Source organism: Streptosporangium lutulentum (genome assembly GCF_030811455.1).
Taxonomy (GTDB): Bacteria; Actinomycetota; Actinomycetes; order Streptosporangiales; family Streptosporangiaceae; genus Streptosporangium; species Streptosporangium lutulentum.
Genome location: NZ_JAUSQU010000001.1, coordinates 1,328,541 through 1,342,984, shown reverse-complemented (window position 1 = coordinate 1,342,984; position 14,444 = coordinate 1,328,541). Strand labels below are relative to the sequence as shown.

Here is a 14,444-nt window from a genome sequence, read left to right as displayed (position 1 = left end):
CCGCCGGGCCGGTCGCCTGCCCCCTGGCTGAAAGGCTCTGACCGATGACCCTGCACGTCGACACCCCGGCTCCTCCCCGGCCCGGCCCCCGCCGGTCCGCGGGACACCGGGGACCGGGACGGAGCAGAGGGTTCGCCCGGTTCGACCTCCGCGCGACTCCCTACTTCCTCGTCTCCCCCTACTTCCTGCTTTTTGCGATCTTCGGCATCTTCCCGCTCGGCTACACCCTCTGGGTGTCCCTGCACGAATGGGAGCTCGCCGGCGACAAGACCCTCGTCGGGTTCGACAACTACACCGAACTGATCACCGACGGGGCCTTCTGGAACGCGGTGGTCAACACGCTCGGCATGTTCGCCATGTCGACGATCCCGCAGCTCGCCCTGGCCCTGCTCCTGGCCAACGCGCTCAACAAGCGCATCCGGGGTCGGCTCTTCTTCCGCCTCGGCGTGCTCCTTCCGCTGATCACCTCCGTCGTCGCCGTCGCCGTCGTCTTCACCCAGCTCTACGGGCGGGACTACGGCATGATCAACTGGTTCCTCAGCCTCTTCGACGTCGACCCGATCAACTGGCAGAACCAGAAGTGGTCCTCGTGGATCGCGATCTCCACGATGATCGACTGGCGCTGGACCGGCTACAACGCGATCATCCTGCTCGCCGCCATGCAGACCATCCCCAAGGATCTCTACGAGGCCGCCGCCATCGACGGCGCCACGGCCAGGCGGCAGTTCTGGCAGATCACCGTCCCGATGCTGCGCCCGACGATCATCTTCACGGTGTTCATCTCCACCATCGGCGGGCTGACCCTGTTCACCGAGCCGGTCATGTTCGACGGCAACCCGACGATGGCCGGCGGTACCACCGGCCAGTACCAGACCGTGGCGATGTTCATCGTCAAGGAGGCGTTCCGCGACTTCGACTTCGGTTACGCGGCGGCCGCCGCGTGGCTGCTGTTCGTGCTGATCCTCATCGGCACGCTCATCAACTACTCCTTCACCCGCCGTATCGGGGGTTCCAAGTGACGGCCATCCAATCCCGGCCGCGCCACACGGCTTCGGCCGCGCGGAACCGCATCTGGGACGCCGGCCCGCTGACGAAGGTCGTCCTGGCCTTCGCGCTCGTGCTCTCGGCCTTCCCCATCTACTACATGTTCATCATGGCCACGCGGACCAACGAGGAGGCGATGGACGTCCCGCCGCCGCTGCTGCCCGGCGGGCACCTCGGCGAGAACGTCGCCAGGCTGTTCTCCACCGAGGACGCCTACTTCCTCACCGGTCTGATCAACTCGGCCATCGTCTCGGTCACCGTGACCCTGTCGGTCGTGTTCATCTCCACCCTGGCCGGCTTCGCCTTCGCGAAGCTCCGCTTCAAGGGCAGCAAGATCCTGCTGGGCCTGATCCTGGTGACGATGATGGTCCCCCTCCAGCAGATGGGCATCGTGCCGCTGTACGAGCTCATGGTCACCCTCGGCTGGACCGGCCAGCTCAAGGCGGTGATCCTGCCGTTCCTGGTCAACGGGTTCGGGGTCTTCATGATGACCCAGTACGCCACCCAGGCGGTCCCGGACGAGCTGGTCGAGGCGGCCCGCGTCGACGGCGCCTCCACCATGCGGATCTATGTGAACGTCATCCTGCCCGCGCTCCGTCCCGGTATGGCGGTGCTCGCGCTGCTGGTCTTCATGCAGACCTGGAACGAGTTCATGTGGCCGTTGATCGTCCTGAACCCGGACAACCCGGTGGTTCAGACCTCGATCGCGGCGCTCAACCAGGCCCACGGTACCGACTACGTCATGCTCTTCACCGGCACGGCGGCCTCGGTCCTCCCTCTGTTCATCGTTTTCGTGGCGTTCGGCCGTCAGATCGTCGGCGGCCTCATGGAAGGTGCGGTCAAAGCGTGACCACGCAAGAAACGCGGATTCAGACCCCGGATCTGGTGTTCCCAACGGACTTCGTCTGGGGCGCGGCCACCTCCGCCTACCAGATCGAAGGCGCCGTCTCCGAAGACGGCCGCGGTCTCTCCATCTGGGACACCTTCGTCCGGCAGCCCGGACGGGTGGTCAACGGCGAGCACGCCGAAGTGGCCATCGATCACTACCACCGTTACCGCGACGACGTTCGGCTGATGGCCGACCTCGGTCTCGGCGCCTACCGGTTCTCCGTCTCCTGGCCCCGGATCCAGCCCGACGGCAGCGGCGCGATCAACGCCAAGGGCCTCGACTTCTACAGTCGCCTGGTCGACGAGCTGCTCTCGCGGGGCGTCGACCCCTGGGTGACGCTCTATCACTGGGACCTGCCCCAGGCCCTGGAGGACGCGGGAGGCTGGCCTTCACGCGAAACGTCGAAGCGCTTCGCCGACTACGCGGCGGTCGTGCACGACGCGCTCGGCGACCGGGTCCGCAACTGGAGTACGGTCAACGAGCCCTGGTGCTCGGCGTTCCTCGGGTACGCCTCCGGCGAGCACGCGCCGGGGCGTCGAGATCCGGCGCAGGCCGTACACGCCGCCCATCACCTCCTCCTGGCGCACGGCCTGGCCTCGCAGGCCATGCGGGCCCAGCGGGCCGACACCAAGATCGGCGGCTGCGTCAATCTCTACGCGATCACGCCGCAGACCGGCTCCGAGGCCGACCTGGACGCCGCCCGCCGTATCGACGGCCTGCAGAACCGATTCTTCCTGGACGCCCTGCTGAAGGGCGCCTATCCGGCCGACGTGCTGGAGGACTTCGGCGAGGTGGGCGAGTTCGTCCGGGACGGCGACCTGGACGTCATCTCGACGCCGCTCGACAAACTGCTGATCAACTACTACAGCCGCTTCACCGTCTCCGGAACCCCGGGCGGCGCGGCGTCGGCCGCGGCGGCGCCCACCGACACCGGGTCGCCCTGGGTCGGCAGCGAGCACGTGTCGTTCGTCGAGGGCGGGCGGCCGGTCACGGACATGGGCTGGGAGATCGACGGCTCGGGGCTGGGGGAGATCCTGCGGCGGCTGGTCTCCGACTACCCCCGGATCCCGCTGGTCATCTCGGAGAACGGCGCGGCCTTCCACGACGTCGTGGACGCCGACGGTGTGGTCCACGACCGCGACCGGGTCGACTACATCGACCTTCACCTGCGCGCCTGCCACGCCGCGATCGAGGCGGGAATCCCGCTGGAGGGCTACTTCGCCTGGTCGCTGATGGACAACTTCGAGTGGGCGTGGGGGTACGGCAAGCGGTTCGGCCTGGTTCACGTCGATTATGAGACCCAGCTCAGAGTTCCCAAAGAGAGCGCTCTCTGGTATTCCGGGACCATCAGGCGTGGAGGCCTGAGCGGTCCGGCAGAATAAGAGCCGGTAATCATCTATGGGGGCGAGAACATGAACGGCGACCGTCGTCCGACGCTTGAGGCGGTCGCGGCTCTGGCCGGGGTCGGCCGCGGTACGGTGTCGCGAGTCATCAACGGCTCACCGAAGGTGAGCGAGAAGGCTCGCGACACGGTCCTGCGGGCGATCCAGGAGCTCGGCTACGTCCCCAACCGGGCCGCGCGGGCGCTGGTCACCCGTCGCACCGACACCGTGGCCCTGGTCGTCTCGGAGTCGGAGTTGCGGGTCTTCGACGAACCCTACTTCGCCGGGACCATCCGCGGCATCGGCTCGGCCCTGTCCGAGACCGGTCTGCAACTCATCCTGGCGATGGCCCAGTCGAAGCAGGACCACGAGCGGCTGGAGCACTACCTGACCGGCCAGCACGTCGACGGGGTGCTGCTGATCTCGCTGCACGGCGCCGACCCGCTGCCCGGGCGGCTGGAGTCCATGGGCGTGCCGACCGTCATCGGCGGGCGTCCCGTCGGTCTCACCCCCTACAGCTACGTCGACGTGGACAACAGGGCCGGAGCCCGGCAGGCGGTCAAATACCTGCTGGGCAAGGGCCGCCGGCGGATCGCCACCATCGCGGGCCCGCAGGACATGGGTGTGGGCGTGGACCGGCTCGCGGGCTACCGTGACGCGCTGCTGGCGACCGGCGTGGCCGAGATCGTGGCCTACGGCGACTTCAGCGAGGAGAGCGGCATGGTCGGCATGCGCAAGCTCCTCGCTGAGAACCCCGACCTGGACGCGGTGTTCACCGCCTCCGACCCGATGGCGCTGGGCGCGATCCGGGTGCTGCGGGAGGAGCGCAGGGCGATCCCGGACGACGTCGCGGTGATCGGATTCGACGACTCGCCCGCCGGGGCGCACTCCTCCCCCGCGCTCACCACCGTGCACCAGCCCACCGAGATGATGGGCCGCCAGATGGCCCATCTTCTCGTCTCCCGCATCAACGGCGAGCATCTGGAGCAGCCCGTCGTGATACTGGATACACACCTGGTCGAGCGGGCCTCCGCCTGACCGGGTGGACGGCGGCCCCCGCTCACCTCGGGCCGGCGTCGCCCCACCCCGTTGTCCTCCCCGGCGAAAGGACCCCCGTGTCCAGGCAGTTCACCCTCCGCAGCGGCATCATGCACGCCGAGATCACCGAGCGGTCCGCGGCCCTGCGCGTGCTCCGTCACGGTGAGCGCGACCTGGTGCCCAGCTGGCCCGCGGACGAGCCGATCCCCTACTACAGCGGCGCCCTGCTCGCCCCGTGGCCCAACCGGATCGGCGGTTCCTCCTACACCTTCGACGGTGAGGTCCACCGGTTGCCGACGAACGAGGAGGACAGGGGCAACGCCCTGCACGGGCTGGTCGCCGAGGTCGACTGGCAGGCGGTGGAATGGCTGGCCGTGGAGGACGAGCACGGGTTCGTACGGCTGGCGCACACCCTCGCCCCGACCCCGGGCTATCCCTTCACGCTGGACCTGCAGGTCCTCTACTCCCTCACCCCGGACGGGCTGACCACCACGCTGACCGCGGAGAACATCGGCGACCGGCCCGCCCCCTACGGCTGCGGCCCGCACCCGTGGCTGCTGGCGGGCGGCGACGTCAAGGAGTACGAACTGCACGTGCCCGCCTCCAAGGTGCTGCTGGTGGACGACCTGCTGCTGCCGCGCTCCCTGGAGGACGTCTCCGGCACGCCGTACGACTTCAGGGCCCCGCGCACGGTCGGCGACACCGCCGTGGACCACGCCTTCACCGGACTCGCCGCGGACGCCGACGGGCTGGTCCGGATACGGGTGAACGGCCCGGACGGCGGGGTCGAGATCCGCTGGGACGCGGCGTCGATGCCCTGGGCGCAGGTGTGCACCGGCAGCAGCCTCGACTACCGGGGGCTGGCCATCGAGCCGATGACCTGCCCGCCGGACGCCTTCAACTCCGGCACCGACCTGATCGTGCTTCAGCCCGGCGACAAGGTCGAGACCTCCTGGACGATCTCCGCCGTCTAAGGTGAGGCGATGGACAGTAAGACCAAGCGCTCGCTCACTCCCTCCCAGCTCGACGCGCTGGTGCGACGGGCCCTCGGCACGGGGGTGACCGCCTCGGCCGAGCTGACCGACGGTTTCGCCAACGCCGTGTGGCGGCTCGCCCTGGAGGACGGGCGCGAGGTGGTCCTCAAGCTGTCGCCCCCGCCCGAGCTGGAGCAGCTGCGCTACGAGCGGCACCTGCTGCGCACCGAGGCCATGGTCTACGGCCTGGCGGGACCGGCCGGGGTGCCCGGCCCGGAGCTGCTGCGCGCCGGGTTCGACGATCCCGTGCTGGGCGGGGACTACCTGATCCTGTCCGCCCTCGGCGGGGTGTCGTGGAACCAGACCGAACCGGCCGAGGCGGACCGGCGCGCGCTCCGCCGGGAGCTGGGCCGCCATCTGGCCCGGCTGAACGCGATCACCGGCGACGTCTACGGCTACCCGCACGCCGGCCTGACCGGTGACACCTGGCGGACCGCCTTCCTGGCGATGACCGGTGCGATCCTGGCCGACGCGCGCCGTTACGCCATCCCGCTGCCGAGGCCGGCGGCGGAGATCTCGGCGGCGATCGAGGCGAGTGCGGGCGTGCTGGACGAGGTGACGACGCCCTGCCTGGTCCACTTCGACGTGTGGCCGGGCAACGTCTTCCTGACCCTCGACGAAACGCCGCGCATCCAGGCCATCATCGACCACGAGCGTGCGTTCTGGGGCGATCCGCTGGCCGACTTCGTCACCCCGACGATCTTCGGCGAGCTGGACGAGAGCGACGAGATCGTGGCCGGCTACCGGGAGGCGGGCGGGGTCGTGGAGTTCACCGCCTCCACCCGCGCCCGCATCGCCCTCTACCGGCTCTACCTCGCTCTGATCATCCTGACCGAGAACGGCCCCCGCCAGTATCCCGAGAAGGAGTACGCCTCCCTGCGCGACCGCTCCTCCGCCGCCGCGCTCAGGGCGCTCGACGCGCTGGCCGCCCCGTAGCGACCTCGCCGCGAGGCCCACCTGTCACCGATGCCTACAATCGTGGCATCGGACATTGTCTCCGCAGGTCAGACATTGTCTCCGGCGGGTCGGGGGCGCCTTCGGCGGACCTCGCGCCTCGGTGGCGCGGGCCTCACACCTTCCTGTCCGATACCGGATGACGCCCGGCTTCCCGGAAACCGGTTCCCTTCGCGAACGTTCCGTGTCAGGATTTCATTAGGTGATGAATTATGAACCAGAACACATGCGTGATCGCCGGGGGCGGCCCGGCGGGGGTCATGCTCGCGCTGTTGCTGGCCCGGGCGGGCGTCCAGGTGACGCTTCTGGAGAAGCACGCCGACTTCCTGCGTGACTTCAGGGGCGACACCATTCATCCGTCGACCCTCCAGATCCTCGACGAGCTCGGCCTGGCCGAGGAGTTCCACCGGCTCCCGCACCGCAAGGTGGACAGTCTGAGGATGCAGACCGACGACGCCTCGCTACTGATCGCCGACCTGTCCAAGCTCAAGAGTAAATATCCGTATATCGCCTTCGTTCCGCAGTGGGAGTTCCTCGACCTGCTGATCAGCGCAGCCAAGCGGTATCCGAACTTCCGCCTCATCATGGAGGCCGAGGTGCACGGTGTGATCCGTGAGGGCGACGCTGTGCGCGGGATCCGCTACCGCGACGCCTCCGGCGAGCACGAGCTTCCGGCGACGCTCACCGTGGCCGCCGACGGCCGGCACTCCGACGTGCGCCGGGCCGCGGGGCTCGTCCCCGTGGAACACGCCGCGCCGATGGACGTTCTCTGGTTCCGGCTGCCGCACGAGGCGACGGACCCCGACAGGACGTTCCTCCGCGTCTCCACCGGCAAGCTCATGGTGGCGATCAACCGCGAGACCCACTGGCAGCTCGCCTACGTGATTCCCAAGGGCGGCTTCGACGCCCTTCGGGCCCGTGGCGTGGACGCGCTCCGCGAACCGGTCGCCGGCCTGCTGCCCTTCCTCAAGGACCGGGTCGAGCTGATCACCGACTTCGACGACGTCAGCATGCTGTCGGTCGCCCTCAATCGGCTGCGCCGCTGGCACCGTCCCGGCCTGCTGATCATCGGCGACGCCGCGCACGCCATGTCCCCGATCTTCGGCGTCGGCATCAACCTGGCCGTGCAGGACGCGGTGGCCGCGGCCAACCTGCTGGCCGGACCGCTGGCGGACGGAGCCGCCGTTCCCGAGTCCCTGCTCGCCGGGGTCCAGCGCCGCCGCACCCTGCCCACCATGATCACCCAGTTCGCCCAGCGCGTGGTGCAGAATCAGCTGATCCGCCCAGTCCTATCCAAAGGCAGCAAACCGGCACGGATGCCCCCGAATATCGCTCGGATCCCCGTCATCGGCTCTCTGGCCTGCCGTTTCATCGGTTTCGGCGTCCTTCCGGAACACGTCAGAAGTCCCGTGAAATCTCACCAGGCATAAAGACATTCTCAGTCTGTGGACATTGGGTTAGTTTGATCTCCCGGTTGCAATAGCCTGGTATGTCGTGAGCATCAACCTCGATTCCTGGCGGCAGCTGCCTGCGGCGCAGCAGCCCGAGTGGCCCGACCGCGGCGAGCTGGACAAGGTCGTCAACCAGCTGGGGGGCCTTCCGCCCCTCGTGTTCGCCGGGGAGTGTGACAACCTCAAAGCGGATCTGGCCGCGGTGACGCGGGGCGAGGCCTTCGTCCTGCAGGGTGGCGACTGCGCGGAGACCTTCGCAGGCGCCACCGCGGACGACGTGCGCGACAAGCTCAAGACGCTGCTGCAGATGGCGATCGTGCTCACCTACGCGGCGAAGGTCCCGGTCGTGAAGATCGGCCGGATGGCCGGGCAGTTCGCCAAGCCCCGCTCCAAGAACACCGAGGTCCGCGACGGCGTGGAACTCCCCGCCTACCGCGGCGACATGATCAACGGCTTCGACTTCACGCCCGAGTCCCGCATCCCCGACCCGTGGCGGCTGCTGCAGGCCTACCACTCCTCCGCGGTGACCCTGAACCTCGTCCGCGCCTTCACCAAGGGCGGCTACGCCGACCTGCGCCAGGTGCACGCCTGGAACCGCGACTTCGTGAGCGAGTCACCCGCCGGCAAGCGCTACGAGCGGCTCGCCCGGGAGATCGACCAGGCGCTGGCGTTCATGCGCGCGTGCGGGGCCGAGCCCGAGGAGTTCCACAGCGTCGAGTTCTACTCCTCCCACGAGGCCCTGATCCTGGACTACGACCGGGCGCTCACCCGGATCGACTCCCTGAGCGGCATGCCGTACGACGTGTCGGCGCACATGGTCTGGATCGGTGAGCGCACCCGTCAGCTCGACGGCGCGCACGTGGAGTTCTTCTCCCGCATCCGCAACCCGATCGGGGTGAAGCTCGGCCCGACGACCACCGCCGAGGAGGCACTCGCCCTGGTCGAGAAGCTGAACCCGGCCAACGAGCCCGGGCGCCTGACGTTCATCACCCGGATGGGGGCCTCGAAGATCCGCGACCACCTTCCCTCGCTGGTGGAGAAGGTGACCGCCGACGGCGCCCAGGTGGCGTGGATCTGCGACCCGATGCACGGCAACACCTTCGAGGCGCCCAGCGGCCACAAGACCCGCCGCCTGGACGACGTCCTGAACGAGGTGGCGGGCTTCTTCGAGGTGCACCGGGCGCTCGGCACCCACCCCGGCGGCGTCCACATCGAGCTCACCGGCGACGACGTCACCGAGTGCGTGGGCGGCGGTACGGAGATCGTCGAGGACGACCTGGCCCGGCGCTACGAGACGGCCTGCGACCCGCGCCTGAACCGGAGCCAGTCGCTGGACCTGGCCTTCAGGGTCGCGGAGCTCTACCGCTCGGTCTGATCGGACGGCTCCGCCTCCGGCCCGATCGGGACCGGTGGAATCGTCCTTCCCCGCCTGATCGGGAGGCTCCGCCTCCCGGTCGGGTCTGGCCGGCGAAGATCCGCCTCCCGGCCTGATCGGAGGGCTCCGCCTCCAGGTCCGGGCCTCCAGGTCCGGCCGAGAGGCGGCGAGATCCACCGCTCGGTCCGGCCGGACAGCCCATCGGCAAGCCCCGCACCGTCACCGGTCGCGGGGCTTTTTGATTCGGGCGTCAGCTTTTCTGGATGCCCACCTCGTTCGCGAGCTCGGCCCGGATCGAATCCATGTCGAGCGCGCGAACCTGACCGATCAGGTCTTCAAGGGCGGGCGCGGGCAGCGCTCCGGGCTGCGCGAAGACGACGATGCCGTCACGGATCGCCATGATGGTCGGAATCGAGGTGATCTCGAACCCCTGGGCCAGCGCCTGCTGCGCCTCAGTGTCGATCTTGCCGAACTTGATGTCGTCGTGCTTCTCCGACGACTTCTCAAAAATCGGGCCGAAAGTGCGGCACGGTCCGCACCAAGCCGCCCAGAAGTCCAGCAGGACGATCCCCTCATCGGCGATGTCGTTGAAGTTCTTCTCGGTTACCTCGATGGTCGCCACCGGTTGGCTCCTCTTGTCGTTCACGTCTGTACGGCTGGCATAACCACTTCCCGGCGCCGGGCATTCCATCCCGCATCGCGGACGGAAAAAGCCGGGGCCGGTGACGGTCGTTCGCCTCCGCGGGCCCCTTGGCGCCTGTCAGTCGGCCGCCACGAGGGTGAACTCGCCTCGGCCGGAGGCGACGCCGTTGATCTGGAGTTCGATGGCGTGCGCGCCCGGATAGTAGCGCCGGGTGGTGATCTCACGGAAGGAGTGCTTGCGAGAGAGCTCTCGTCGCTCGCCGGGGGCCAGCGTCATGGTGGTGAGTTTGAAGGTCTTACCGCGCTGATCGCCGTTCGCCTTCATGTGGTGCACGATGTAGTCGATGGCGAGCGTCGCCGGCTCGGCCGCGGTATTGGTGATCGTCGCGGTGAAACCGGCGGTTCCGCCGAACGGGACCCGCGTCTCCGCGAGGGTCGGTCCGACGACGTCGATACCGTCGACGTGAGCGAACCCCAGCAGTCCGAGCGCACCGGGGTGGCCTTTCTTGACGAGGGTGCGGAGGCCGTTCCTGACGAGGCGCGCCGTGTGCTCGTCAGGCTCCGAGAGCCAGGCCGCCGCGGTCTCGACGACGAGGTCCGGTTGTTGCCTGCTCAGGTCGTTCAGGTGATTGGCGACGGAGCGTCGCACGTACTCGCTCTCGTCGCGGTACAAGGCGTTGATGACGGGAAGGGTCGCCCGAGGGCGGGCCAGGAGGGCGGGAACCCGTTTCGCCCAGGGCAGGAACGGCCGGGTGCCCTCGGACGCCAGGCGGCGGACATGTTCGTCAGGTGAGGCGACCCAGGTCAGAACGGCGGCGAGCGCCCGGTCGACGTCGTGGTCGAGGAGCACGCGGATGGCGAACTCGGACGTGAGGCGAGAGGTGAGTTCGGCGAGCACGGCCATGGCGTCGTCGAAGGCGTCGACGCCGCCGCCGTCGACCGCCTTCGCGGCGATCGCGCCGGTGACCGGCCAGATCAGCCACCCGCTGAAGGGCAGCTCCCCGGTCTTCGCGGCGCGGATCGTGCGGGCGAACGCGTCGTAGTCACCGGGCAGGTCCCGCAGAAGGGCGTCTCTGAGCAGGTCGCTGCGTTCCCGCAGTGACCGGGTCGCCAGTTCGCCGGCGGCGGTGCGGAGCGCGGCGAGCGGCGCGCCGGGCGCGACCGCCGCGACCGCTTCGATCAGCGACTTGGCGGTGTGGTCGCCGATGAGTTCGTCGGCGAAAGGCATGGATTCTCCCCGTGTGTCGAGCCGGCATCCGGCCACTGCCGGTGTCGGCGAGACCAATTATGGCGCGGCGGACGGCGGGCGGAACGGTGCGACCGCCGGGCTGAGCGGCACGCGACCGATCACGCCATGTCCCAGAGCAGTCGGTAGTAGGCGATGCGCTCCGGGTCCGGGGTGATCCCGTACGCGTCGTACACGATGCCGTCGTAGCCCGGGCCGTAGTTCCACTCCGTGCTCCAGGCCGCGACCGCGAGGTCGGCCCATCGGTCGGCCACCCCGAGCGAACCGAGGTCGACGTGCGCGGCGAACGTGCCGTCGTCGTGCAGCAGGGTGTTGGGGACGCACGCGTCCCCGTGACAGACGACCAGGCGGTCGATCGCGGGCGGCTCGCCGATGCGGGCCCTCGCCTCCGCGGTTTCGAGGCGGCGGTGCTCGGGGAACCGGTCGGCCGGTCCCTCTCCGCCGGCGATGCGCTCGTCGGCGCGTGCGAGCCGACGATCGACGCCCCAGTCGAACGGGCACCGGTCCACGGGCAGGGCGTCGTGGAGCAGGCGCAGTCCCCGGCCGATCGCGGCCACCGCGGTCGCCGGGTCGACACTCCACCGCGGGTCCACCGCGGAGAGGCCGGGGACCGCCGCCGTGACCAGCCAGGTGCCGTCGGCGTCCGTGCCGTGCTCGACGACTCGCGGGACGGTCACCCATCGCCGCGCCCAGACCAGGCGCTCCGCCTCACCGGGGAGGTCGATCTCCGGGGTGCCGGCGGCGATCCACTTGACGTATCTGATGCCGTCGCGCCCGTCATCGAGCCGGAACGTCAGACCGCCGAGCGCGTTGTGCCACACCGGGGTGACGGTGTCGTCGCCGGCGAGCGCCGTGACGACGCCCGGGACGGCCACGGGACCGGTCGGGATCTCGGAGATGACGGGGCGGCTCATGGACGTGATCCTCCCCGGGGAACGGCGCCGGCGACAACGGGTTTTCACGTCGAAGAGGACCCCTCGGTGAAGACGAGGGGCCCTCTTATGGTTGTGGATCAGGGCTTGGCCCCGGAGACCGGGGTCAGCGCTTGCCGCCCGGCAGGGTGAGACCGATGACCACGGGGTCGTGATCGGAGGAGCGGAACGCGTCGGGCCGGTAGAGGCTCAGCGGGTTGAACTCCGTGTTGTAGTCGTTGATCCGGCTCTCGTCCGAGTTGATGTGCCAGATCGTCGTGCTGGTCACTCGCTTGAGCAGGTCCTTGCCGGCCAGGGCGTGGTCCAGCTCACCGGCGAGGCCGTCGAAGAGGTAGCTGTAGCGCAGCGGCGCCGGGACGAACCTCTTGGTCAGGCTGGTCAGGCCGCCGGCCTCCAGGGTGGCGATCGGGTCCTCCTCGCCGTAGGCGTTGAGGTCGCCCAGCACCAGCGGGTTGGGCAGCTTCAGGGTCTTGATCAGGCTCAGCGTCGCCTGTGCCTGGCGGACGCGCTCGCCGTTGAAGCAGCTCTGGCCGTCGCCGTTGTCGGCGTCGGGGCCGACGGCGCTCGCGTCGCAGCCCTTGGACTTGAAGTGGTTGACGATCGCCGTGAACGGCTCCCCGCCCTGGACCCGGCGGAAGGTCTGGACCAGCGGGGGCCGCCGGAAGACCGGGTCCGTCGAGAACTGGGCCGCGCCGACGGGCTGGACCTTGCCCGGCTTGTAGATCATCGCCACGTGGATCTGGTCGGTGCCGGGGTAGGGGTGGGCCAGCGCCTTGTAGGTGCCCGCCCCGACCTGGGCGTTGAGCGCGTCGACCAGGGCCTGGAGCGCCGTCTGGCCGTTGTTCTCGACCTCCATCAGGCTGACCACGTCGGCGTTCATGCCCTTGAGCGCCGCGACCAGCTTGGTGAGCTGGCGCTGCTGCTCCGCGGCGTTGCTCGCGCCGCGCGAGCCCAGGGTGGTGAACCAGTTGAGGGTGTTGAAGCTGGCCACCCTGACGTTGCCGATGACCGGGAACGGGGCGGGCAGGCGCAGGTTGAGGCCCAGGAATTTGATCGGCTTGGTCGGCTGGAGGCGGTACTTGCCGAAGCCGTACCCCATCACGCCGGTGGCGCCGAGCGCGGTGTCGCCCAGACGGGCGGTGCGCGGGTCGGTGTAGGGGATGACCGGCGGGTTCTCCACGCTGGAGCCGTCGTCCACGAGCAGGCTCCGGCGCGCGTTCTTGGCGGCGTCCACGCCCGAGCGGTCGGTCGGCTGGAACGTGCGGCCGTCGGAGGAGACGGTGATCTCGCCGTAACGGCCCAGGTTGTAGTGGTCGTTGAGGGTGAGCGCCTGGGAGAAGGTGACGAGCATGCTCTCGACCGGCTCGAAGGTCGCGCCGGCGGGCAGGGGCAGGCTCTGCCTGGTCGGCTTGATCGACTTTCCGGTGCCGCAGATGTCGACGGAGGTGACCGGCGACAGCTCGGTCCAGCCGTTGAACTCCACGGCCTTGCCGGTGACCAGCACCCGGTCCCCGACCTTGACGTCCTTGAAGGAGCTGCGGGCGAGGGCGAACAGGCCGTCGGAGGTGGCGGGGTCGGCGTCCGGGGTCGGGTCCTGCAGGAAGAACCCGCCGAGCTGGTTCGTCTCCTGGAAGTCGGCGGTCACGATGCCCTCGACGCGGACGACCTGGCCGGCCAGCGGGCTGATGTCACCGCTTCCCTGCACCTGGGCGATCTGGTGGGTGGCCGGGGTCTCACACGTCGGCGTGGGGGTCGGCGTGGGTTCCACGGTCGGTTCCGGCGTGGGCTCGACCCCGCCGCAGGGCGCCGGGGCGGTGGCCGTGTTGCGCGGCGCGGGGGCCGCGGCCTCCACATCGGCGCCGTTGACGTCGGTGTCGGCGCAGCCGTGATCCTTGCGCAGCCCGGCGGTGCCGTTGGAGAGGGCGGGAGCGACCGTGCCCTCGAAGTAGTTCGCGGTGCCGTACCCGACGAGATCGGCGATCAGCGCCGTCTGCTCCGGCGTACAGGGGGTGGAGCCGCCGTTGCAGGCCAGACCCTCGGCCGAGCGCACCAGGGCGACCTTGCCCGCGGTGCCGCTCATGTTGATCGCGCCGGTGCTGTCCGGCGTGGGCAGGGCGGCTCCGTTGGCGCCGCCGGCGAGCTGGACCAGGTGGTACCGGCCCGGCGCGAGCGTGCCTGACAGGGAGACGACCGGGTTGGCGCCGAAGTTGCCGGTGCCGGCGGCGCTGCCGTACTGGACGGACCAGCCGTCCAGCGCGACGGGTGCGGCACCGCGGTTGAACAGCTCGACGAAGTCGTTGGCGAGCGGGGCTCCGCTGTTGCCACCTCCGCCGTAGACCTGGCTGATGACGACGGTGCCCGGCTCCGCCAGAGCCGGTGCTGTTGTGAAGGCCGCGACACCGGCGGTGACGCTGAGGGCGACGAGGGCGGTGAAGGCCCGGGATAAAGCACGCATGA

12 protein-coding genes are annotated in these 14,444 nt (G+C 69.5%); 8 read left to right on the top strand and 4 right to left on the bottom strand.

Annotated elements, in window-relative coordinates; all coding sequences use genetic code 11:
• The first annotated feature begins 44 nt into the window (after positions 1-44).
• From J2853_RS05545 to J2853_RS05510, 8 genes are all read left to right on the top strand, one after another.
• The gene (locus tag J2853_RS05545; RefSeq protein ID WP_307555609.1) at positions 45-1,019 is read left to right on the top strand and encodes a carbohydrate ABC transporter permease; all 975 of its coding nucleotides are present in this window, start codon (positions 45-47) and stop codon (positions 1,017-1,019) included.
• Positions 1,016-1,894, top strand: a complete 879-nt coding sequence (locus tag J2853_RS05540; protein ID WP_307555607.1) for a carbohydrate ABC transporter permease — start codon at positions 1,016-1,018, stop codon at positions 1,892-1,894. The genes J2853_RS05545 and J2853_RS05540 overlap by 4 nt, the downstream gene beginning before the upstream one ends.
• Complete coding sequence (locus tag J2853_RS05535; RefSeq protein ID WP_307555605.1) at positions 1,891-3,315, top strand: GH1 family beta-glucosidase; 1,425 nt, start codon at positions 1,891-1,893, stop codon at positions 3,313-3,315. The genes J2853_RS05540 and J2853_RS05535 overlap by 4 nt, the downstream gene beginning before the upstream one ends.
• Positions 3,316-3,345: 30 nt before the next feature.
• Entirely contained in the window at positions 3,346-4,353 is a 1,008-nt protein-coding gene (locus J2853_RS05530) for a LacI family DNA-binding transcriptional regulator (RefSeq protein WP_307555604.1), read from the top strand.
• 77 nt (positions 4,354-4,430) lie between these two features.
• Positions 4,431-5,327, top strand: coding sequence for an aldose 1-epimerase family protein (locus J2853_RS05525; RefSeq protein ID WP_307555603.1), 897 nt, complete (start codon positions 4,431-4,433; stop codon positions 5,325-5,327).
• A 9-nt stretch (positions 5,328-5,336) separates the two neighbouring features.
• The gene (locus tag J2853_RS05520) at positions 5,337-6,323 is read left to right on the top strand and encodes a phosphotransferase family protein (RefSeq protein ID WP_307555601.1); all 987 of its coding nucleotides are present in this window, start codon (positions 5,337-5,339) and stop codon (positions 6,321-6,323) included.
• A gap of 230 nt (positions 6,324-6,553) precedes the next feature.
• Positions 6,554-7,771 carry an FAD-dependent oxidoreductase gene (locus tag J2853_RS05515; RefSeq protein WP_307555599.1) on the top strand — a complete coding sequence of 406 codons (1,218 nt, stop codon included), beginning with the start codon at positions 6,554-6,556 and terminating at the stop codon, positions 7,769-7,771.
• Between the two features lie 64 nt (positions 7,772-7,835).
• Positions 7,836-9,167: a class II 3-deoxy-7-phosphoheptulonate synthase gene (locus J2853_RS05510; RefSeq protein ID WP_307555597.1), complete on the top strand. Its 1,332-nt coding sequence runs from the start codon at positions 7,836-7,838 to the stop codon at positions 9,165-9,167.
• A gap of 250 nt (positions 9,168-9,417) precedes the next feature.
• On the opposite strand, the gene trxA is transcribed toward J2853_RS05510, so the two are convergent.
• From trxA to J2853_RS05490, 4 genes are all read right to left on the bottom strand, one after another.
• On the bottom strand, positions 9,418-9,789 hold the full coding sequence (gene trxA, locus J2853_RS05505; RefSeq protein ID WP_307555595.1) for a thioredoxin: 372 nt from the start codon (positions 9,787-9,789) through the stop codon (positions 9,418-9,420).
• 138 nt (positions 9,790-9,927) lie between these two features.
• Positions 9,928-11,037 carry a DNA alkylation repair protein gene (locus J2853_RS05500; protein ID WP_307555593.1) on the bottom strand — a complete coding sequence of 370 codons (1,110 nt, stop codon included), beginning with the start codon at positions 11,035-11,037 and terminating at the stop codon, positions 9,928-9,930.
• A 119-nt stretch (positions 11,038-11,156) separates the two neighbouring features.
• Positions 11,157-11,969, bottom strand: coding sequence for an aminoglycoside 3'-phosphotransferase (locus J2853_RS05495; RefSeq protein WP_307555591.1), 813 nt, complete (start codon positions 11,967-11,969; stop codon positions 11,157-11,159).
• A 124-nt stretch (positions 11,970-12,093) separates the two neighbouring features.
• Entirely contained in the window at positions 12,094-14,442 is a 2,349-nt protein-coding gene (locus J2853_RS05490; protein ID WP_307555589.1) for an ExeM/NucH family extracellular endonuclease, read from the bottom strand.
• Positions 14,443-14,444 lie beyond the last annotated feature (2 nt).

What these genes read in the sequence shown, in the direction of transcription:
- J2853_RS05520 (WP_307555601.1), top strand. Translation starts at nt 5,337, where the DNA reads ATGGACAGTAAGACCAAGCGCTCGCTCACTCCCTCCCAGCTCGACGCG.
- J2853_RS05515 (WP_307555599.1), top strand. Translation starts at nt 6,554, where the DNA reads ATGAACCAGAACACATGCGTGATCGCCGGGGGCGGCCCGGCGGGGGTC.
- J2853_RS05490 (WP_307555589.1), bottom strand. Translation starts at nt 14,442, where the DNA reads ATGCGTGCTTTATCCCGGGCCTTCACCGCCCTCGTCGCCCTCAGCGTC.
- J2853_RS05495 (WP_307555591.1), bottom strand. Translation starts at nt 11,969, where the DNA reads ATGAGCCGCCCCGTCATCTCCGAGATCCCGACCGGTCCCGTGGCCGTC.
- J2853_RS05500 (WP_307555593.1), bottom strand. Translation starts at nt 11,037, where the DNA reads ATGCCTTTCGCCGACGAACTCATCGGCGACCACACCGCCAAGTCGCTG.
- J2853_RS05545 (WP_307555609.1), top strand. Translation starts at nt 45, where the DNA reads ATGACCCTGCACGTCGACACCCCGGCTCCTCCCCGGCCCGGCCCCCGC.
- J2853_RS05530 (WP_307555604.1), top strand. Translation starts at nt 3,346, where the DNA reads ATGAACGGCGACCGTCGTCCGACGCTTGAGGCGGTCGCGGCTCTGGCC.